The 19,215-nt window shown below is 63.2% G+C and carries 17 protein-coding genes and 1 riboswitch; of the genes, 6 read left to right on the forward strand and 11 right to left on the reverse strand.

The window, feature by feature from the left end:
• Positions 1 to 133: 133 nt before the first annotated feature.
• From AC07PQ_RS17345 to ahcY, 4 genes are all read right to left on the reverse strand, one after another.
• Entirely contained in the window at positions 134 to 949 is an 816-nt protein-coding gene (locus AC07PQ_RS17345; protein ID WP_493185952.1) for a substrate-binding periplasmic protein, read from the reverse strand.
• Positions 950 to 1,004: 55 nt separating this feature from the next.
• Positions 1,005 to 2,087, reverse strand: coding sequence for a hypothetical protein (locus tag AC07PQ_RS17350; protein ID WP_007932531.1), 1,083 nt, complete (start codon positions 2,085 to 2,087; stop codon positions 1,005 to 1,007).
• A gap of 82 nt (positions 2,088 to 2,169) precedes the next feature.
• Positions 2,170 to 3,015: a methylenetetrahydrofolate reductase [NAD(P)H] gene (metF, locus tag AC07PQ_RS17355; protein ID WP_007932530.1), complete on the reverse strand. Its 846-nt coding sequence runs from the start codon at positions 3,013 to 3,015 to the stop codon at positions 2,170 to 2,172.
• 189 nt (positions 3,016 to 3,204) lie between these two features.
• On the reverse strand, positions 3,205 to 4,614 hold the full coding sequence (gene ahcY, locus AC07PQ_RS17360; RefSeq protein WP_493185953.1) for an adenosylhomocysteinase: 1,410 nt from the start codon (positions 4,612 to 4,614) through the stop codon (positions 3,205 to 3,207).
• A gap of 22 nt (positions 4,615 to 4,636) precedes the next feature.
• A riboswitch (S-adenosyl-L-homocysteine riboswitch) is annotated at positions 4,637 to 4,743 on the reverse strand.
• A 197-nt stretch (positions 4,744 to 4,940) separates the two neighbouring features.
• Here ahcY and AC07PQ_RS17365 point away from each other — a divergent pair.
• Entirely contained in the window at positions 4,941 to 5,345 is a 405-nt protein-coding gene (locus tag AC07PQ_RS17365; RefSeq protein WP_493185954.1) for an acyl-CoA thioesterase, read from the forward strand.
• 100 nt (positions 5,346 to 5,445) lie between these two features.
• Positions 5,446 to 6,333 (forward strand): formate/nitrite transporter family protein, encoded by an 888-nt coding sequence (locus tag AC07PQ_RS17370; protein WP_037036221.1) that lies wholly within the window; start codon positions 5,446 to 5,448, stop codon positions 6,331 to 6,333.
• Here the strand turns inward: AC07PQ_RS17370 and AC07PQ_RS17375 are convergent.
• The gene (locus tag AC07PQ_RS17375; RefSeq protein WP_007932521.1) at positions 6,327 to 7,586 is read right to left on the reverse strand and encodes a cation:proton antiporter; all 1,260 of its coding nucleotides are present in this window, start codon (positions 7,584 to 7,586) and stop codon (positions 6,327 to 6,329) included. The two genes, AC07PQ_RS17370 and AC07PQ_RS17375, sit on opposite strands and share 7 nt — an antisense overlap.
• Before the next feature lie 181 nt (positions 7,587 to 7,767).
• The gene (locus AC07PQ_RS17380) at positions 7,768 to 8,937 is read right to left on the reverse strand and encodes an MFS transporter (RefSeq protein ID WP_009045990.1); all 1,170 of its coding nucleotides are present in this window, start codon (positions 8,935 to 8,937) and stop codon (positions 7,768 to 7,770) included.
• A gap of 209 nt (positions 8,938 to 9,146) precedes the next feature.
• On the opposite strand from AC07PQ_RS17380, the gene AC07PQ_RS17385 reads away from it, so the two are divergent.
• Together AC07PQ_RS17385 and AC07PQ_RS17390 are read left to right on the forward strand one after the other, a co-directional pair.
• Positions 9,147 to 9,980, forward strand: a complete 834-nt coding sequence (locus AC07PQ_RS17385) for an EamA family transporter (RefSeq protein WP_493185955.1) — start codon at positions 9,147 to 9,149, stop codon at positions 9,978 to 9,980.
• Between the two features lie 36 nt (positions 9,981 to 10,016).
• Positions 10,017 to 10,403, forward strand: coding sequence for an MAPEG family protein (locus AC07PQ_RS17390; RefSeq protein WP_007922347.1), 387 nt, complete (start codon positions 10,017 to 10,019; stop codon positions 10,401 to 10,403).
• Between the two features lie 52 nt (positions 10,404 to 10,455).
• On the opposite strand, the gene mltA is transcribed toward AC07PQ_RS17390, so the two are convergent.
• Positions 10,456 to 11,631 carry a murein transglycosylase A gene (gene mltA, locus AC07PQ_RS17395; protein WP_493185956.1) on the reverse strand — a complete coding sequence of 392 codons (1,176 nt, stop codon included), beginning with the start codon at positions 11,629 to 11,631 and terminating at the stop codon, positions 10,456 to 10,458.
• A 128-nt stretch (positions 11,632 to 11,759) separates the two neighbouring features.
• On the opposite strand from mltA, the gene AC07PQ_RS17400 reads away from it, so the two are divergent.
• The gene (locus AC07PQ_RS17400; protein ID WP_007922344.1) at positions 11,760 to 12,209 is read left to right on the forward strand and encodes a c-type cytochrome; all 450 of its coding nucleotides are present in this window, start codon (positions 11,760 to 11,762) and stop codon (positions 12,207 to 12,209) included.
• 52 nt (positions 12,210 to 12,261) lie between these two features.
• Here AC07PQ_RS17400 and AC07PQ_RS17405 read toward each other — a convergent pair whose 3' ends face one another.
• The 4 genes from AC07PQ_RS17405 to AC07PQ_RS17420 form a co-directional block, all read right to left on the reverse strand.
• A complete protein-coding gene (locus AC07PQ_RS17405; protein ID WP_062824362.1) occupies positions 12,262 to 12,657 on the reverse strand; it encodes a DUF1090 domain-containing protein in 396 nt (131 codons plus the stop codon).
• Positions 12,658 to 12,754: 97 nt separating this feature from the next.
• A complete protein-coding gene (gene ligB, locus AC07PQ_RS17410) occupies positions 12,755 to 14,440 on the reverse strand; it encodes an NAD-dependent DNA ligase LigB (RefSeq protein WP_493185957.1) in 1,686 nt (561 codons plus the stop codon).
• Between the two features lie 245 nt (positions 14,441 to 14,685).
• Positions 14,686 to 15,876, reverse strand: coding sequence for a methionine adenosyltransferase (gene metK / locus AC07PQ_RS17415; protein WP_007922339.1), 1,191 nt, complete (start codon positions 15,874 to 15,876; stop codon positions 14,686 to 14,688).
• 19 nt (positions 15,877 to 15,895) lie between these two features.
• The gene (locus AC07PQ_RS17420) at positions 15,896 to 16,891 is read right to left on the reverse strand and encodes an ArsR/SmtB family transcription factor (RefSeq protein ID WP_037033913.1); all 996 of its coding nucleotides are present in this window, start codon (positions 16,889 to 16,891) and stop codon (positions 15,896 to 15,898) included.
• Positions 16,892 to 17,164: 273 nt separating this feature from the next.
• Between AC07PQ_RS17420 and tkt the strand changes: the two genes are divergently transcribed.
• Positions 17,165 to 19,162, forward strand: coding sequence for a transketolase (gene tkt / locus AC07PQ_RS17425; RefSeq protein WP_007922335.1), 1,998 nt, complete (start codon positions 17,165 to 17,167; stop codon positions 19,160 to 19,162).
• Positions 19,163 to 19,215 lie beyond the last annotated feature (53 nt).

The following is a 19,215-nucleotide window of genomic DNA, read 5'->3' on the forward strand; positions in this document are numbered from 1 at the left end:
CTGGCTCCTGAAGGCTCATCGGCGAGGGCTCGCGCGGGCCTTGTGGCTGCGCTGTAGCGGTATCGAGATGCCTTGAACAGGATCGAGCGTCCGGGCGTGAGCCTGGCGGGAAGGCCGGAGTATAACAGAGCAATCAGTGTGCGCTGCTTTCCTGCTGCTCAACGGTTTTGCGCGGTGTGCCGGGCGGCATTGCGCTTGAGTCGGCGATGGCCGGCGCCGCGCCATAGCGGGCGCTCAGTTCGGCGTAGGCCGGTTCGCGCTTGAAGCGCTTGAGTTCGGCGCCGAAACGCTGCACCAGCAAGTCCATGCCGGCATTGCGCCGCACGGCCAGAAACTGGCTCTGGCGGCTGATGACCACCGGATTCTCGGTGATCTGCTGGCGAATGTTCAGTTGGTCGAGCAGGTGCTGGCCGACCCGTCGATCGGTGATCAGCAGGTCGATACGGCCGCGCAGCAGCTTGCCGAAGTTGGCTTCGTGGGTCGGCGCCGGTTCGTGCTTGAACAGGGTGGATTCCCTGAAGTCCTGGCTGTACAGGTAGCCGGGGGAGGTGCCCACGGTCAGCCCGCGCAAGTCTTCCAGGGTACGGAACGGAAAGGGCCGGGCGTTGGCATAGAACATCACGAACTCGACGTCCGACAGCGGCTCGCTGGGGTAGAGCAGGCTGCTTTCGCGTTCGTTGCTGTGAAAGATGTCCAGGGCACCGTCGGCCTGGCCCTGTTCGAGCATGGCCAGGCAACGTTTCCAGGGCAGGAACTGCCATTCGACTTCGATCCCCAGGCGCTGGAAGACGATGGCCGTGGTTTCGTAATCCAGGCCCTGGGCCTTGCCCTGTTCCTCATAGACATAAGGGGCCCAGGGCTCGGTGACAATGCGCAGCTTCTCGCCATGGGCGGTGAGGCTCAGGCAAGCGCAGATAAAGGCTGTCAGCAGCTGGGCAATGACGGGCATCGCTGGAGATTACGACGGGAGGTCGTCCAATGCTAGAGGCCGTCTAGCTCAAGCCTCAGTCAGCCTTTGTCTCGATCAGATGCAGGTAGATGGCCTTGCGCCGCTGGCCCAGTACCAGGCGAATCACCGGGTGGTTGAACCAGCGCTCGAGTTGATGGCTGTTGAGCGGTTTTCTCAGGCGGCCTTCGGCGTTTTCCCGGGCTTTCTCCCACCAGACCGGGGCGCAGGCCTGGTCGAATTCGTTGGTGTGGCGGTAGCAGCCGTAGAGGATTTCACGCATGAACTGCCGCTGGTGCCCGGGCAGGGCCAGGGTCACGATCTTGTAGGCCAGGCGTTGCAACGCCGGCGGGCGTGGCAGGGTCGCGGTGACCAGGCGGGTTTCGTCCAGGGCGACGCCGCTGGTAGGCGCTGCGCCGTGCTTGTCCAGCCAGGCCTTGATCTTGGCGCGAAACAGCTGCTTGCGGCTCCAGTAGTGGTGGATCAGGTCGGGGCATTCGCGGACTTTCTTGGTGCGATAGGCCGCCACCGACAGGCAGAACTCTTCGAGGGTGTAGGCGCCGTTGGCCAGCGGGTACAGCTCGTCCATCAGGGCGATAGAGCGGTCCAGCACATCGGCGTCCGCGCGGTGCAGGCCGATCACGCCGGAGTTCAGCAATGGCATCTGGTCGTCGGCGAGTTTGCGTTCCTGCAGCAAGCTGGCCAGGGTCTGGTAGAGGCCGGACTCCTTGTTGGCGCCGTAGCACATGCCGAATGCGTTACACAGCAGGGTGCCGGGCTGGATGCGGCGAAACAGCTCCAGCGGCGAGCAGTGGAAAAAGGTATCGGTGTCGATCAGCAACGCCAGTTCGGACTCTTGCAGCACCTGCTGCATCACCACGTGCTTGGCGCGAAAGTGGTAGCCGTGTGGGGCGATCCAGGCCTGGCGGGTGTTTTCGTCCAAGGGGCGCACGCGCACAGGCAGGTCGCGGTAAGGCGCGGGATTGTCGGTGAAGACCTGGATATCGAGGGCTTTGCCCGGTGTTTCGCGCAGCCCGGCCAGAGCGCTGGCAATACTGAACGCGGCTTCCTGGTGATAGGTCGCGGCGCCGTAAACCAGATAGATCAATTGTGGGCGTGCTGCGGTGCTGCCTGTGGACATCTACGGCGATCCTTCGGATGTATGGGGGTTAAAAAAAAGGCCCTGGATTTCGCCAAGGCCTTTTTCCGATGCTGTCGGGCGGTTAACGCGGCAGCTTCAGGTTGTTCCAGACGGCCAGGCTTGGCTCGGCTTGGTTCAGAGTATAGAAGTGCAATCCTGGCGCACCGCCTTGCAACAAACGCTCACACATTTCGGTGATGACCTGTTCGCCGAACGCCTGAATGCTTTGGCTGTCGTCGCCGTAGGCTTCCAGTTGTTTGCGGATCCAGCGCGGGATTTCCGCGCCGCAAGCGTCGGAGAAACGCGCCAGCTTGCTGTAGTTGGTGATCGGCATGATGCCGGGCACGATCGGGATGTTCACACCCATTTGTTGCACGCGTTCGACGAAGTAGAAATAACTGTCGGCGTTGAAGAAGTACTGGGTGATCGCACTGTTGGCGCCGGCGTTGGCCTTGCGCACGAAGTTGTTGAGGTCGTCTTCGAAATTGCGCGCCTGTGGGTGCATTTCCGGATACGCCGCCACTTCGATGTGGAAGTGATCGCCAGTCTCTTCACGAATGAAGCTCACCAGGTCGTTGGCGTGACGCAACTCGCCGCTGGCCATGCCCATGCCCGAAGGCAGGTCGCCGCGCAGGGCGACGATACGGTTGATGCCGGCGGCCTTGTATTGGGTCAACAGGCCACGCAGGTCGGCCTTGCTGTCACCCACGCAAGACAGGTGCGGTGCGGCGGGGATCTTCACTTCGCTTTCGAGCTGCAGCACGGTGTTCATCGTGCGGTCGCGGGTCGAGCCACCGGCACCGTAGGTGCAGGAGAAGAAGTCGGGGTTGTAGCTGGCCAGCTGGCGGGCAGTGGCGAGCAGTTTTTCATGCCCAGCATCGGTCTTGGTCGGGAAGAACTCGAAGCTGTAGCGACGGTCTTGGGACATGGAGGAAACCTCCAGCTACAAGCTGCAAGCCACAAGCTGCAAGAGTAGCGGAGGTGCGCTCAGCTCTTGTGCCTGGAACGGGCTGCTTGAAACTGTTTAAGCAAATAGGGACGAAGCCGAAAGCTTCGAGCGGCAAGCACGGCTTGTGGCCTTTGCTTGCCGCTTGAAGCTCAAGGCTTGCAACTGCTCTTAGTACCGGTAAGCGTGCGGCTTGAACGGGCCTTCGACGGTGACGCCGATGTAGTCAGCCTGCTGCTTGGTCAGTTGGGTGACCACGCCGCCGAAGCCGCGGACCATTTCCAGGGCCACTTCTTCGTCGAGTTTCTTGGGCAGTACTTCAACGGTCAGGCGCTCGGCTTTCTGGGCTGGCGACAGGTCGGCGTACTTCTGGCCGAACAGGAAGATCTGCGCCAGAACCTGGTTGGCGAACGAACCGTCCATGATGCGGCTTGGGTGACCGGTGGCGTTGCCCAGGTTCACCAGGCGGCCTTCGGCCAGCAGGATCAGGTAGTCGTCGTTCTGGGCGTCGAAAGCGCCTGGGCCGGTGCGGTGAACCTTGTGCACCTGCGGCTTCACTTCTTCCCATGCCCAGTTCTTGCGCATGAAAGCGGTGTCGATTTCGTTGTCGAAGTGACCGATGTTGCAGACAACGGCGCGCTTCTTCAGGGCCTTGAGCATGTTTGCGTCGCAAACATTGACGTTACCGGTGGTGGTCACGATCAGGTCGATCTTGCCCAGCAGGGCCTTGTCGATGCTCGCTTCGGTGCCGGTGTTGATGCCGTCGATGAACGGCGAAACCAGTTCGAAACCGTCCATGCAGGCCTGCATGGCGCAGATCGGGTCGACTTCGGAAACCTTGACGATCATGCCTTCCTGGCGCAGGGACTGGGCCGAGCCCTTGCCCACGTCACCGTAGCCGATGACCAGCGCTTGCTTGCCGGACAGCAGGTGGTCGGTACCGCGCTTGATCGCATCGTTCAGGCTGTGACGGCAGCCGTACTTGTTGTCGTTCTTGCTCTTGGTCACCGAGTCGTTGACGTTGATGGCCGGGATCTTCAGCTCGCCCTTGGCCAGCATGTCCAGCAGACGGTGCACGCCAGTGGTGGTTTCTTCGGTCACGCCGTGGACGCGATCCAGCACCTGCGGGTACTTCTTGTGCAGCAGCTCGGTCAGGTCGCCGCCGTCGTCGAGGATCATGTTGGCGTCCCAAGGCTTGCCGTCCTTGAGGATGGTCTGCTCCAGGCACCACTCGTACTCTTGCTCGGTCTCGCCTTTCCAGGCGAATACCGGGATACCGGCGGCAGCGATGGAGGCTGCGGCCTGGTCCTGGGTCGAGAAGATGTTGCAGGACGACCAGCGTACTTCGGCACCCAGGGCAACCAGGGTTTCGATCAGCACGGCAGTCTGGATGGTCATGTGGATGCAGCCGAGAATCTTCGCGCCCTTGAGCGGTTGTTCAGCGGCGTACTTGCGACGCAGACCCATCAGGGCCGGCATCTCCGATTCGGCGATGATGGTTTCGCGACGGCCCCAGGCGGCCAGGGATATGTCGGCGACTTTGTAGTCGGTAAAATCTGCAGGCGTGATGACAGCGCTCATGAAGAGCCTCCATTCGTAAGTATGCGAATGGGCGCCGTTGTGCGTTTAGTGACTGACCGAACCATCACGGCCAGACAACGCCCCATCCGAGCCTGACAGGTCGAACCTGCTGCAGCGCCCCTCGGACAGGTGGCGGGAAAACGGTATCAGGTGATCGTTACCGTTTTGAAACGGAGGCGATTATAGCCGTCTGCCAGCGACTTCCCAAGGATTTCTGTCGGACGATGATCGAACGGTTATCGCGACCATAGTAGAAGCTCAATAGAGCTCTGCGCCGGGGTCTGCCATGATGCCGGCATCAATCGGCAAGACGGTCAGGAGTGAGTATGAATTTCCACACCCGCAAATGGGTAAAACCCGAAGACCTCAACCCCAACGGCACGCTGTTCGGCGGCAGCCTGTTGCGCTGGATCGACGAAGAAGCGGCGATCTACGCCATCGTCCAGCTGGGCAACCAGCGCGTGGTCACCAAGTACATTTCCGAAATCAACTTCGTCAGCGCCTCGCGCCAGGGCGACATCATCGAACTGGGCATCACCGCCACCGAGTTCGGCAGGACCTCGATCACCCTGACCTGTGAAGTGCGCAACAAGATCACCCGCAAGAGCATCCTCACCGTCGAGAAGATGGTCTTCGTCAACCTGGGCGAGAACGGCTTGCCGGCTCCTCACGGTCGTACCGAGATCCGGTACGTGAAAGACCAGTTCAAGGACGACGAGCCCATCGCCTGACCGCTGTGGGTGTGAGTCTGCCTGCTCCTGCATGAGGGCACTGAACGAGCCCTGAACCCTGGATGTCGTACCTGACAAGGTACCCACAGGTTCAGGAGCCATTAACGTGCAGACAGACGGCAAGACCCCGGGCCTTTCTCCCGAAGAGCAGCACGACGTAGACAAGAACCAGCCGCCCCGCGCGGCGGTCTTGCACGAGATCATCCGTACCCAGGGCGACAAGGAGCTGGAGCGCAGCGTCGCAGCGCTCTGGTGGTCGGCCCTGGCCGCCGGCCTGACCATGGGCCTGTCGCTGATGGGCATGGGCCTGCTCGACTCGCGCCTGCCCGACGGCGAAGGGTTCAAGGTGATTGCCAGTTTCGGTTACTGCGCGGGCTTCCTGGCGGTGATCCTGGCGCGCCAGCAACTGTTCACCGAAAACACCCTGACGGCCGTGCTGCCGATTATGAGCAAACCCACCCTGGGCAATTTCGCGCGCCTGTGCCGCTTGTGGGGCGTGGTCCTGGTGGGCAACCTGTGCGGCACGCTGCTGGTGGCCTATGTGATGCTGCACCTGCCGATTTTCGACGCCAGGACCGACCTGGCCTTCCTCGATATCGGGCGCAAGGTCATGGAGAACGATGCCGGACAGATGTTCGCCAAGGGCATCGTCTCCGGCTGGATGATCGCCACCATGGTCTGGATGATCCCGTCCATGGAGAGCGCCAAGATGTGGATCATCATCCTGATCACCTACCTGATGGCCCTGGGGGACTTCACCCATATCGTGGTCGGTTCGGTGGAGGTCTCGTACCTGGTGTTCGCCGGCGAGTTGCCGTGGCGGGATTTCTGGTGGGTGTTCGCCGGGCCGACGCTGGCGGGGAACATCATCGGCGGCAGCTTCATCTTCGCCCTGATCAGCCATGCCCAGGTGCGCAGTGAAAGTGGCCTGCCAAAAACGACTGCGGACCCTGGGCGGGTCCGCGATCGATCAAAAAACGATCAGTGAGCGTCCTGGGTGACCGCCGGTGCATCCTGGGTGACATGGCGCACCAGTTTGCCGATGGTCAGGCCCTGCAGGAGGATCGACGACAGCACCACGATATAGGTGATGCTCAGCACCAGGTCGCGCTCCGGGCCCAATGGCAGGGCCAGGGCCAGCGCCACCGAAACCCCGCCGCGCAGGCCACCCCAGGTCAGCACCCGGATAGTGCCGCGCGGCACGCTGCGCCAGCGGCGTAGCAGGACGATGGCTGGAGCCACGGTGAGCAGGCGCGACAGCACGATCGCCACCGCCAGCAGACTCGCGGCCAGCAGGTGCAGCCAGTTGAACGGCAGCAGCAACAGCTCCATGCCGATCAGGGCGAACAGCAGGGCGTTGAGCATGTCGTCGAGCAGTTCCCAGAAACCGTCCAGGTAACGCCGGGTCATGTCGTTCATCGCCAGGTTGCGCCCCAGGTTGCCGATGATCAGGCCCGCCACCACCATCGCGATCGGTGCCGAGACGTGCAGTTCGCTGGCCATCGCCGAGCCGCCGATCACCAGGGCCAGGGTCAGCATCACCTCGATCTGGTGTTGCTCGATGCTCTTGATCATCAGGTACACCAGGTAGCCGATCAGCCCGCCGAACACCACGCCGCCGATGGCTTCATGGGCAAACAGCAGGGCGGTGGCGCCGACGGTCGGGGTTTCGCCGAGCTGGGCGATTCCCAGCAGCACGGTGAACACCACCACCGCGGTGCCGTCGTTGAACAGCGACTCGCCGACGATGGTGGTTTTCAGCGGCTTGGAGGCGTTGGCGGTACGCAGCACGCCAAGCACCGCGATCGGGTCGGTCGGCGAGATCAGGGCGCCGAACAACAGGCAATAGAGGAAGCTCACGTGCCAGCCGAACAGGCCGAAGATCCAGTAGGCCAGGCTGCCGATGACGAACGTGGCGATCAGTACGCCGACCGTGGCCAACAGGCCGATGGGCCAGCGATAGCTACGCAGGTCGTTGAGGTTGACGTGCAAGGCGCCGGCGAACAGCAGGAACGACAGCATCCAGTTCATCAGCAGGTCGCCGAAGTCGATCTGGCCAATCAGCTGTTGCACATGCTCTTCCAGGCCGGGATAGCCGAGGAAGCTCAAGCCTTGCAGCAGCAGGGAAAACAGCAGGGCGGTGACCATCACCCCGATGGTCGGCGGCAGGCCGATGAAGCGGAAGTTGACGTAGGTGAGCAGGGTGGTCAGGCAGATGAAGGCGGCAACGAGTTCAAGCATCCGGAGTCCCTTGGATAGAAACGTGAAAAGAAAGCCCGAAAGCCATCGGGCAAGGGTTTGATGGGCCGCTGGCGGCCCGGGGCACACCGACAAGGAAAGTTCAGATTCTTCTGTCGGTGAGCCGGTCGGCCAGTGCGCGGTTCTGCAGGCGACCGTGGGTCAGTCGCGCGCTCGTCGGGGCTCAGCCGGATACATTGATCGCGGCCGCCTGGCGACGTTGCAGGTGAATGAACAGCAGTGCGGTCAGCACCGTCAGTCCGCCGACCAGTGCGCCGGTCCACGGCAGGTCGGCCAGGTCGGCGCCGCTGGCGACGACCAGCCCGCCGATCCAGGCGCCGGCGGCGTTACCCAGGTTAAAGGCGCTCTGGTTCAGGGTCGAGCCCAGGTTGGGCGCTTCATGGGCCTGGTCGATGATCAGCAATTGCAGGATCGGGCACAGGGCGAAGGCGAAGATTCCCCACAGTAGCAACGTGATCGCCGCCGGGATCAGCAGATGGCTGGTCTGGCTGAACGCGGCCAGCACCAGCACCACGGCCAGCGCCATGGCCACCAGCGACGGCAGCAGGCGGCTGTCGGCCAGGCGGCCGCCGAGCATGCTGCCGGCCGTCAAGCCGACGCCGAACAGCAGCAACATGATGGTCACGCCATGGGGGCTGACGCCGGTGACGTCCTGCAGGATCGGCGCGATATAGGTGAAGACGCTGAACAGGCTGGTGGAGGCCAGCACGCTCATGCCCAGGGCCAGCAGCACGTTGGTCTTGCCCAGGACCTTGAACTCGCTGGCCAGGTTGGCCTTGTCCATGGCGATGTGCCGGGGCAGCCAGAACCACTGGGCAATGGCGGCGAGTACCCCGATCACCGACACCGCCCAGAAGGTCGAGCGCCAGCCGGCGTATTGCCCCAGTGCCGTGCCCAGCGGCACGCCGAGCACATTGGCCAGGGTCAGGCCGGTGAACATCATGGCGATCGCCTGGGCGCGTTTGTTCGGCGCCACCAGGCTGGCGGCGACCACCGAGCCGATGCCGAAAAACGCACCGTGGCACAGCGCGGTGATCACCCGCGCGGCCATCAGCGTGGCGTAGTTCGGCGCCAGCGCGCAGAGCACGTTGCCGAGGATGAACATCAGGGTCATGCCCAGCAGCGTGGCCTTGCGCGGCATGTTGGCGGTGCCGACGGCGAGGATCGGCGCGCCGAACACCACGCCCAGGGCGTAACCGGTAATCAGCAGGCCGGCATGGGGAATGCTGACGGACAGGTCGCGGGCGACATCGGGCAGCAGGCCCATGATGACGAATTCAGTGGTACCGATGCCGAAGGCGGCAACAGCCAGTGCGAGCAAGGCGAGTGGCATGCGAGGATTCTCTGTCTGTAGTCTTGACGCCCTGATCAGGCATACGCATGCCAGCTTTGCTCCTCCATCGGATCGGGTCCGGCGGATCGGGCAGCGGCAGGAATTATTGGAATGGATATGCGCAACTGAGTGCGGCGTGGTCGGCGTCAGTATAGACAGCCGAGGCCCTTAGGTGAATCGATTCTCTTATCGCAAACAGGGAGTGTGAGGTGCTGGCGACAACTCTGGTTCTGGTGGCGGCGCTGCTGCATGCGGCGTGGAATACCCTGATCAAATTCAGTGGCGAACGGTTATTGGTGGTGGCCTGCATGGACAGCGTCGCCTTGTTGTTCGTGGCATTGATGTTGGGGTTCGTCGAGTGGCCGCCGCTGCAGATCTGGCCGTGGATCCTGGCGTCGGCGGTTTTCGAGTTGCTCTACCGCTACCTGTTGATCCAGGCCTATCGAGTCGGCGACCTGGGTCTGGTCTACCCATTGATGCGCGGTCTTTCGCCCCTGGTGGTGCTGTCCCTGACCCTGATCTTCGCGGGCGAGGTGCTCAGCCCCCAGCAGATCCTCGGCATCCTGTTGATCCCTTTCGGCATGCTGTGCCTGCTGTGGCAGGGCGGTGGCGGCGACCGCCTGCCATGGTCGATGTTGCCGGTGGTGGCGCTGATCGGCCTGTGCATCGGTTGCTACACCTTTATCAACGGCCAGGCATTGCGCCGCTGGTCCCATCCGCTGGATTACCTGGTGTGGGTGACACTGCTCAGCGCCTGGTCCTTTCCGTTGCTGGCGCTGCTGCGCAAGCGTGCGGCCTTCAGCCTGTTCTGGCGCGAACAATGGAGGCTGGGGTTGAGCGTCGGATTCTGCGTATTGTTCAGCTACGCTCTGGTGCTGTGGGCCATGCAGCTGGGATCGATCGCCGAGGCGGCGGCGCTGCGGGAAATCAGCGTGATCCTGGTGGTGCTGTTCGGTATGCGTTACCTGAAAGAACCTTTCGGCCGACCTCGGCTCTTAGCTTGTGGGCTGGTGCTGATCGGCATGCTGGTGATGAAGTTCTGACCCCGCTCCCCTCATGACTTTAAAAAGGACTCTGCCATGACCGTCGCTTTCTGGTGTGTATTGATCGCCATCTTCCTGCCGTACCTGTGCAACAGCATCGCCAAGTTCAGCGGGGGTAACTTTGGCCTGCGGCAGAACCATGACCCGCGGGCCTACCTCGAAACCCTCGAGGGTTTCGCCCGGCGGGCGCAAGCGGCGCAGCTCAACAGCTTTGAAGTGACCCCGGCCTTTGCCGCGGGGGTGATCATCGCCCACATCGCCAACGTCGCCGAACTGGTGACCATCGATGTGCTGGCGGTGCTGTTCATCACCAGCCGCCTGCTGTACATCATCTGCTACCTGGCGGACTGGGCGATCCTGCGGTCGCTGGTGTGGTTCGTCGGCATGGCGCTGATTGCCAGCTTCTTTTTCGTTTCTATCTGATCTTCGTCACTACTGCCGCCGCCTCTCGACGAAGGCGGCAGCGGTGCCAGGGCTATTTGCTGTCGGTGACTTCAGGCACTTTCGGCAGCGTGGCGCCCTTGGGCCAGAGCATCCAGATCTGGCCCTGCTGTTTCATGTCTCCCGCCAGTTGCCCGGCCGCGTCGCCGGTGCCCCAGAACAGGTCGGCGCGAACTTCGCCGGCGATCGCGCCACCAGTGTCTTGCGCCGCCACCGGACGGATCAGGCTGCTGCCATCCGGCCGGGTGGTGGAAAGCCACAACAGGCTGCCCAGGGGGATCACCTTGCGGTCTACCGCCACGCTGTAGCCGGAGGTCAGCGGTACGTTCAGCGAGCCGCGCGGGCCTTCGTTGCTGTCCGGGTTGCGGTTGAAGAACACGTAGCTGGGGTTGCTGCCCAGCAGTTCCGGGATGCGATTGGGGTTGGCCTTGGCCCAGGCCGCGATGGTGCCCATGGTCACGTCTTCTTTCTTCAGCTCGCCCTGATCCACCAGCCAGCGGCCGATGGGACGGTACGGGTGGCCGTTCTGGTCGGCATAACCGATGCGCAACTGGCGCCCGTCTTCCAGCTGGATACGACCCGAGCCCTGGATCTGCAGGAATTGCAGGTTCATCGGGTCGGTCAGCCAGGCGATCACCGGCGCCTTGACCCCCTTGGTCTCGATGGTCGCGGCATCGTCGTAGGGTTTCAGCACCCGGCCTTCGAGGCGGCCGCGCAGGCGCTTGCCCTTGAGTTCGGGATAAATGCTGTCGAGGGCGACGATGATCATGTCTTCCGGCACGCCATAGACCGGTACTGACGCGGCCTGGGTCTGGGTCAGGCTGCCCGGATAGACCGGCTCGTAGTAGCCGGTGATCAGGCCGTTGCTGCTGCCACTGGCCGAGCGCAGGCCGTAGACGTCCAGGTGCTGCTTGAGAAAGCTGCGGACATCGAGGGCGGTGAGTGGCACATTGGCCGCCGTCGCGCAGGTCGGGCCCCACACCGGGTCGGCTTTCAGCCGGGTGCAGGCACTGCGCCAGGAACCGAAGCCGGCCAGCAGGTCGTCGTCGGACACAGTGGGCAAGGCTTCCCAACTGGTGCTGGTATAGGTGGCGATAGCGTGAGGCTGGGGTGGCTTGCCGACTTCGCCGCCATTGCATCCGGCCAGCAGGATCGCGGTCGGCAAGGCCCAGGCCAGGTGTCGACGCCACAGCTTGAAACGGGTGTTCATTGGGTACTTCCTTTGCGGCTTGCCTGGGCGCATGGCAGCGTCAGGCAATCCATATTGTTAATAGGGCTATTGGTCTTTGCCGGACAGGCGAGGATACTGGCGGCCGTTTCCTGTGACCCGAAGCCACCATGACGCTTAAAAGACTCTCTGTTGTATTGCTGGCCTGCCTGACGTTGTCCGCCTGCGGCGGTGTCGACCCGAACTCCCCGCTGGGTCAGCGCAAGGCGATCTTCAAACAGATGCTCAAGACCGGTGAAGACCTGGGCGGCATGCTCCGTGGGCGTATCCCGTTCGACGGCCCGCGCTTTACCGAAGGCGCGATCAAGCTGGACAACCTGTCCCACGAACCCTGGAAGCACTTCCCGCAGGTCAAGGAACAGGAGCACAGTAGCGCGACTGACGATGTCTGGCAGAAGCAGGCACGTTTCCAGGAACTGGCCCGCACTCTCGAGGCGGCCACCGGTGAACTGGTCATCGCCAGCAAGGTCCAGCCGTACAAGGCCAGCAACCTGGGGCCGGCGGTACAGAAAGTCGAAGATGCCTGCAGCGCCTGCCATAAAGAGTTTCGCGATCACTGATCCTGTCGCCTGAGGTGTCTGCGGCGGGCACATCTGCCGCAGCGGCTCGAACTTACTTGTCCAGTTCGTCAAGGGCTTCCTGCAATTCCTTGCGGGACTCGGCCAGCTTGTCCTTGCGCTTGTTGATCTTCTCGGCGTCGCCTTTTTTCATGGCCTTGTCCAGGTCGGTCTGGCGCCGGCTGACTTCATGCTTGGCGTCCAGCACCTTGTTTTCGCGTTCCTTTTTCAGCGAGGCGTCGGTGCAGTTCGCGGTGGCTTCGCTCAGGGCTTTTTCCAGGCCGGCCTGTTGTTCGCTGTTGCCGTGGGCCTTGGCCTGTTCGAGCTGGGTGCTGATGGCCTGGCGCTTGGCGGCGCAGCCGGTGAGTTCCGGGGCCTGCTCGGCGGCCATCAGGGCTGGGGTTGTCAGGGCGAATGCGGCGAAGAGGGTGAGCGGTGCAAGAAATTTCATAAAGGCTCCATGTGAAAAGATGAATAGCAGGAGTGGGGCGACGGGCTGTTTGAGCCATCTGCGTCCCCGGGGTTCAACGCCGCCGGCTGTAAAAGCCTCAGAAGCCTTCGATTCCGGCGGCACGTAATTCTTCACTCAAGGCCAGGACCTGCGGATCGCGGAAAAAGGCGCTCAACTGAGCGGCGCGTCCCGGGCCGATAGCGCTTTGGGCCTGCCATTGCTCGGTGGTTCTGGCCGCCAGCGCCGCCCAGCCATCTTCGAGCCTGGCGTCGCCGGTCGGTGGCAGTCCAAGGGCTTTGAGCCAGCGATGAAACGGCTGCCGGCGGGCGCTGTGCAGGCTGCTCAGCAAACGCGCGATGCTGCGTTCGCCAAGGCCGGTAATGTTAGCAAGCTCTGCAGGCTCAAGGGTCAACCAATCGACCAAGCCGTTGATCAGTCCGGCGTCCACCAGCTTCTCCCAGGTGCCGGCGCCGACATGGGGCAGGTCCAGTCCGGATTTTCCGCTCAGCCAGGTCAAGCGTGCGAGGAACTGGCTCTCACAACCGGGCAGGGGGTGCCAGCAACTGAGCGCATGGAAGGCCGAGGCATCCGGAACCTGCAGCGGAACACGCTGGGGCGTGCGCAGTATCACCGCGTTCAGGCGCGGGACGGTCAGGCCGGCGAGGCTGATCGACACCTGATCGCCAGGGCGGATATCCAGCTTTTGCCAGCGCGGCAGCGAGCCGACGCTGACCCGCCTGATCTGCCGGTCGTCGAGCAGGACCGGCTCCAGTTCGAGCATCGGGGTGATCCGGCCAGTGCGGCCGATCTTGAAGTCGACCTTGCGCACCCTGGCCAGGGCCTGGGCGAACGGGTACTTCCACGCGGCGATCCAGTAGGGCGCCTTGGCCTGCCAGCGTTGCGCCTCTGGACGTCGGCTCTGGCGCAGGACGATGCCATCGCTGGCGAAGGGCAGGGCCGAGCGATACCAGTGCTCTCGCCAGTGCCGGACCTCGGCGAACGTACTGACGCGCTGGCTGTATTCGCTGCTGTGGGCAAACCCCAGGGCCTTGAGGCCGGCCAGGCGCTGCGCCAGGGTGCTCGGGCCTTGGGGCCAGTCCCAGACGAACAGGCCGATCCGGCTGGCTTGCCGAGGGTCCAGCTGGTTGCGCGCCAAGAGGCCGGCGACCTGGCCGCGGGCATTCAGGCTGCCGGCCTTGGCCTGTATGTGATCGTTCTGGCGCCAATAGAGCTCGCCCTGTAGCAGCAGGTCCCGCGGTTCGGGCAGGCGTTTGGGGATGGCGCTTATCAGTTGCGCGGGCCCGGTCCAGTCCTGGCCCTGAAGGCCATCCCCGCGGCTGATGGCTTGCTGAAAGCGTCCCTGGCGATAGATCAGGGTCACGGCCACGCCGTCGATCTTGGGCTGTACCCAGACCTCCTCGCGCCCGGCGAGCCACTGGCGTACGGCACTTTCATCGGCCAGTTTCTCCACGCCGGTATGGGGAATGGGGTGCGGGACAGTACCGCGTGCGGTGCGTAGCGGGTTGGCGCGGTCTGCACTGACGGTGGGGAAACAGCTTTGCCAATGTTCGAGCCGGGCGCGGGACTGGTCATAGAGCTCGTCAGTCACCGGCGACAGGCCTTCACGGTGGTAGCTGTCGTCCCAGCGATTGATTTGCTGTTGCAGGGTGGCCGTTTCGGTTTGCGCCTGGGCAGGTGTCCAGTCGGGGCACGGGCTGGCGGCGCTCGGCAGGGCGATGGCGCTCAGGAGGACTGCGGCCAATAGCGTGGCTCTGTAGGGCATGGGGAGCATCCTTGCTCGGGGAGTCAGGCTGCAGGCTAGAGGGGTGGGCGGGAGGGAGAAAGGGCGTATGGATTGCCGGGTATTTCGCGGGCTGGTTGGACGATGCGCCAGTTTTTTCGCGAGCCGCCTTATACCCCTAGGAATCAGGCTGACCCCGTAGGAGCGCCCTGCAAATCATGAAACCTTCAGCCACAAAAAAGCCCCGCAAGGCGAGCCGTGCGGGGCTTGGGTAAGCGCTGCCGGGATTACAGGTTGGCAGCGGCGCGCAGGGCTTCGGCGCGGTCGGTCTTTTCCCAGGTGAAGGTGGTGAAGGTGTCATCACCCACGGTCTTGGTTTGCGGGGTACGGCCGAAGTGGCCGTAGGCCGCGGTTTCGCGGTACATCGGGTGCAGCAGGTCGAGCATGGTGGTGATCGCGTACGGACGCAGGTCGAACACTTCGCGCACCAGCTTGATGATCTTGTCGTCGCTGATCTTGCCGGTGCCGAAGGTGTTCAGCGAGATCGAAGTCGGTTGCGCCACGCCGATGGCGTAGGACACCTGGATCTCGCAGCGCTCGGCCAGGCCGGCGGCGACGATGTTCTTGGCCACGTAACGACCGGCATAGGCGGCCGAACGGTCGACCTTCGATGGGTCCTTGCCGGAGAACGCGCCGCCGCCGTGACGGGCCATGCCGCCGTAGCTGTCGACGATGATCTTGCGACCGGTCAGGCCGCAGTCGCCGACCGGGCCGCCGATGATGAACTGGCCAGTCGGGTTGATGTGGAACTGGGTGTCCTTGGACAGCAGTTCGGCCGGCAGCACGTGCTTGACGATCAGTTCCATCACGCCTTCGCGCAGGTCTTTGTACGACACGTCAGGGTTGTGCTGGGTCGACAGGACCACGGCGTCGATGCCGACCACCTTGCCGCCTTCGTAGCGGCAGGTGACCTGGGACTTGGCATCCGGACGCAGCCACGGCAGCAGGCCGGACTTGCGGGCTTCGGCCTGGCGCTGCACCAGTTGGTGCGAGAAGGTGATCGGGGCCGGCATCAGCACGTCGGTTTCGTTGCTGGCGTAGCCAAACATCAGGCCCTGGTCGCCGGCGCCCTGGTCTTCAGGCTTGGCGCGGTCGACACCCTGGTTGATGTCGGGGGACTGCTTGCCGATGATGTTCATCACGCCGCAGGTCGCGCCGTCGAAACCGACGTCGGAGCTGGTGTAGCCGATGTCGGTGATGACGTCACGAACGATCTGCTCCAGGTCAACCCAGGCCGAAGTGGTGACTTCGCCGGCGACGATGGCCACGCCGGTCTTGACCAGGGTTTCCACCGCTACGCGGGCGTGCTTGTCCTGGGCAATGATGGCGTCCAGCACCGCATCGGAAATCTGGTCGGCGATTTTGTCCGGATGCCCTTCAGACACGGACTCGGAGGTGAAAAGGGAGTATTCGCTCATCTCGACGGTTTCCTAAAATTTACCGATGGTGAGTGTCGCCAGCCGGTCGCTGAAAGTGGCGGACCTGGATCTGGAAACCATTACGTAAACCTACATACAGACTTTCTCCGGGAACCAGTCCCGCAGCGGTGGCCCAGCGGGCCAGATCATCCTGGTCAAACCCCAGCCAGAGATCACCGCAGGCCTCCCTGGCCCAACTCTGGTTGTGGCTGCACAACTCTGTCACTAACAGGCTGCCGCCCGGTTGTAGCAAACCGGCCAGGCGCTTGAGCGCATCGGCCGGCGCGGCGAAATGGTGCAGGACCATGTTCAGCACCACGCAATCGGCCGCCAGGCTCACGCCATTCAGTGCATCGGCCAATTGCAGGCTGACGTTAGCCAGCGTTTCGCGTTCACAGACCTGGCGTGCCAGTTCGAGCATGGCCGGGCTGTTGTCCAGCGCGGTCACCCGGGCGAAACGACGGGCCAGTTCCGGCAGGAAACTGCCATCCCCGGGGCCGACTTCGATCGCCGTGGCGGTGTCCGTGAAGTTCAGTTTGTCGAGCAGCGCCAACACGCTTTCGCGGTACTGGGGCAGTCCTGCGATCAGGTCCTGCTGGGCGCGAAACTTCTCCGCGACCCGTGAGAAAAAGTCCTGGCTGGCGGCCGCCCGCTGGCGGTGCACCAGGCCGATACGCGATTGCACTTCGCCGGGCAGCGTCAGGTTGTCCACTTCATCCAGCAGGGCGGCGTGCAGCCTGCCGCCCAGCAGTTCGGTGTGGGGCAGGGCGCGCCGGTAGAAGATCGCGTTGCCTTCGCGGCGGGTTGCCACCAGGTCGGCCTGGGCCAGGACCTTCAGGTGGTGGCTCATGCCGGATTGGCCGATGGCGAAGATCTGTGCCAGTTCCAGTACGCCGAACGAGTCGTTGGCCAGCGCGCGCAATACATTCAGCCGCAGCGGGTCGCCGCCGGCCTTGCACAGGGCCGCCAGCTCGTCGCAGTCGTCATGGTTCATGGAGGGCGCGCGTAAATTCATAAGGCCAGCAGTCTAGTGACGCACCCCCAACCTCGCAAGAGCAATATCAAAAAGTTTTGATATTGCTCGATAGATGGCACTTAACGCAGGTCCCTGTGTTCTACAAACGAACTGCGGAATGGTTTCATCAGGCGATTGCCCCTTTATCGACCGGAAAAACGCGCCAGAGTCATTATCTGTCATTGCCCCCGCCTACCGGCTGAGGGAAAATGCACGCCTTTTTCCGATTCGTTTTTATTCAACCCGACTTAGATAACCCCCAGGAGATCAGCGATGCCAAGCCGTCGTGAGCGTGCCAACGCCATTCGTGCCCTCAGCATGGATGCCGTGCAAAAAGCCAACAGCGGCCATCCCGGCGCCCCTATGGGGATGGCTGATATCGCCGAAGTACTTTGGCGTGACTATCTGAAGCACAACCCGAGCAATCCATCCTTCGCCGACCGTGACCGCTTCGTGCTGTCCAACGGCCACGGCTCGATGCTGATCTACTCGCTGCTGCACCTGACCGGCTACGACGTCACCATCGACGACCTGAAGAGCTTCCGCCAGCTGCACAGCCGCACCCCGGGCCACCCGGAATTCGGCTATACCCCGGGCGTCGAGACCACCACCGGCCCGCTGGGCCAAGGCCTGGCCAACGCCGTGGGCTTTGCCCTGGCGGAAAAGGTCCTGGCGGCGCAGTTCAACCGTCCTGGCCACAACGTCGTCGACCACCACACCTACGTGTTCCTGGGCGATGGCTGCATGATGGAAGGCATCTCCCATGAAGTCGCTTCCCTGGCCGGCACCCTGGGCCTGGGCAAGCTGATTGCCTTCTACGATGACAACGGCATTTCCATCGACGGCGAAGTCGAAGGCTGGTTCACCGACGACACGCCAAAGCGTTTCGAAGCCTACAACTGGCAGGTGATCCGCAACGTCGACGGTCACGACCCGGAAGAGATCAAGACCGCGATCGACACCGCGCGCAAAAGCGAGCAGCCGACCCTGATCTGCTGCAAGACCACCATCGGTTTCGGCTCGCCGAACAAGCAAGGCAAGGAAGACTGCCACGGCGCGCCACTGGGTGCCGAGGAAATCGCCCTGACCCGCGCCGCGCTGAAGTGGAACCACGGCCCGTTCGAAATCCCGGCCGACATCTATGCCGAATGGGATGCCAAGGAAGCCGGTCGCGCCGTCGAAGCCGAGTGGGACCAGCGTTTCTCCGCCTACTCCGCCGAGTTCCCCGAGCTGGCCAACGAGCTGGTGCGTCGCCTGAGCGGCGACCTGCCGGCTGACTTCTCCGAGAAGGCCGATGCCTACATCGCCGAAGTCGCGGCCAAGGGCGAAACCATCGCCAGCCGTAAGGCCAGCCAGAACGCCCTGAACGCGTTTGGCCCGCTGCTGCCGGAATTCCTCGGCGGTTCGGCCGACCTGGCCGGTTCCAACCTGACCCTGTGGAAAGGCTGCAAGGGCGTCAGCGCCGAAGACGCCAGCGGCAACTACATGTACTACGGCGTTCGCGAGTTCGGCATGACCGCCATCATGAACGGCGTGGCCCTGCACGGCGGCCTGGTGCCTTACGGCGCGACCTTCCTGATGTTCATGGAGTACGCACGCAACGCGGTACGCATGTCGGCCCTGATGAAGCAGCGCGTGATCCATGTCTACACCCACGACTCCATCGGTCTGGGCGAAGACGGCCCGACGCACCAGCCGATCGAGCAGATCGCCAGCCTGCGCTGCACCCCGAACCTCGACACCTGGCGTCCAGCCGATGCCGTGGAATCGGCGGTGGCCTGGAAAAACGCGATCGAGCGCAAGGACGGTCCTTCGGCGCTGATCTTCTCCCGCCAGAACCTGCAGCATCAGACCCGCAATGCCGTGCAGATCGCCGAAATCAGCCGCGGTGGCTACGTGCTCAAGGACTGCGCAGGCGAGCCTGAGCTGATCCTGATCGCCACCGGTTCCGAAGTCGGCCTGGCGGTGCAGGCATTCGACAAGCTGACCGAGCAGGGCCGCAAGGTGCGTGTGGTGTCCATGCCATGCACCAGCGTGTTCGATGCCCAGGACGCCGGCTACAAGCAGTCGGTCCTGCCGCTGCAGGTCAGCGCCCGTATCGCCATCGAGGCCGCGCACGCGGACTACTGGTACAAGTACGTCGGCCTGGAAGGTCGTGTCATCGGCATGACCACCTACGGCGAGTCGGCGCCTGCGCCGGCCTTGTTCGAAGAGTTCGGTTTCACCCTGGAAAACATCCTGGGTCAGGCCGAAGAGCTGCTGGAAGACTAAAAAAGCGCGAATGCGGCGGCCTCTGGTCGCCGCATCACTTTGTAGGAGCGAGC

This window comes from Pseudomonas sp. GW821-FHT09E12, assembly GCF_059416085.1.

Bases quoted from the DNA above. Each gene is read 5' to 3' on its own strand.
- AC07PQ_RS17345 (WP_493185952.1), bottom strand. From the start codon at position 949: ATGCCCGTCATTGCCCAGCTGCTGACAGCCTTTATCTGCGCTTGCCTG.
- mltA (WP_493185956.1), bottom strand. From the start codon at position 11,631: ATGAACACCCGTTTCAAGCTGTGGCGTCGACACCTGGCCTGGGCCTTG.
- AC07PQ_RS17350 (WP_007932531.1), bottom strand. From the start codon at position 2,087: ATGTCCACAGGCAGCACCGCAGCACGCCCACAATTGATCTATCTGGTT.
- AC07PQ_RS17375 (WP_007932521.1), bottom strand. From the start codon at position 7,586: ATGCTTGAACTCGTTGCCGCCTTCATCTGCCTGACCACCCTGCTCACC.
- ligB (WP_493185957.1), bottom strand. From the start codon at position 14,440: ATGCCCTACAGAGCCACGCTATTGGCCGCAGTCCTCCTGAGCGCCATC.
- metK (WP_007922339.1), bottom strand. From the start codon at position 15,876: ATGAGCGAATACTCCCTTTTCACCTCCGAGTCCGTGTCTGAAGGGCAT.
- AC07PQ_RS17380 (WP_009045990.1), bottom strand. From the start codon at position 8,937: ATGCCACTCGCCTTGCTCGCACTGGCTGTTGCCGCCTTCGGCATCGGT.
- AC07PQ_RS17405 (WP_062824362.1), bottom strand. From the start codon at position 12,657: ATGAAATTTCTTGCACCGCTCACCCTCTTCGCCGCATTCGCCCTGACA.
- tkt (WP_007922335.1), top strand. From the start codon at position 17,165: ATGCCAAGCCGTCGTGAGCGTGCCAACGCCATTCGTGCCCTCAGCATG.
- AC07PQ_RS17420 (WP_037033913.1), bottom strand. From the start codon at position 16,891: ATGAATTTACGCGCGCCCTCCATGAACCATGACGACTGCGACGAGCTG.
- metF (WP_007932530.1), bottom strand. From the start codon at position 3,015: ATGTCCCAAGACCGTCGCTACAGCTTCGAGTTCTTCCCGACCAAGACC.
- AC07PQ_RS17400 (WP_007922344.1), top strand. From the start codon at position 11,760: ATGACGCTTAAAAGACTCTCTGTTGTATTGCTGGCCTGCCTGACGTTG.
- ahcY (WP_493185953.1), bottom strand. From the start codon at position 4,614: ATGAGCGCTGTCATCACGCCTGCAGATTTTACCGACTACAAAGTCGCC.
- AC07PQ_RS17365 (WP_493185954.1), top strand. From the start codon at position 4,941: ATGAATTTCCACACCCGCAAATGGGTAAAACCCGAAGACCTCAACCCC.
- AC07PQ_RS17390 (WP_007922347.1), top strand. From the start codon at position 10,017: ATGACCGTCGCTTTCTGGTGTGTATTGATCGCCATCTTCCTGCCGTAC.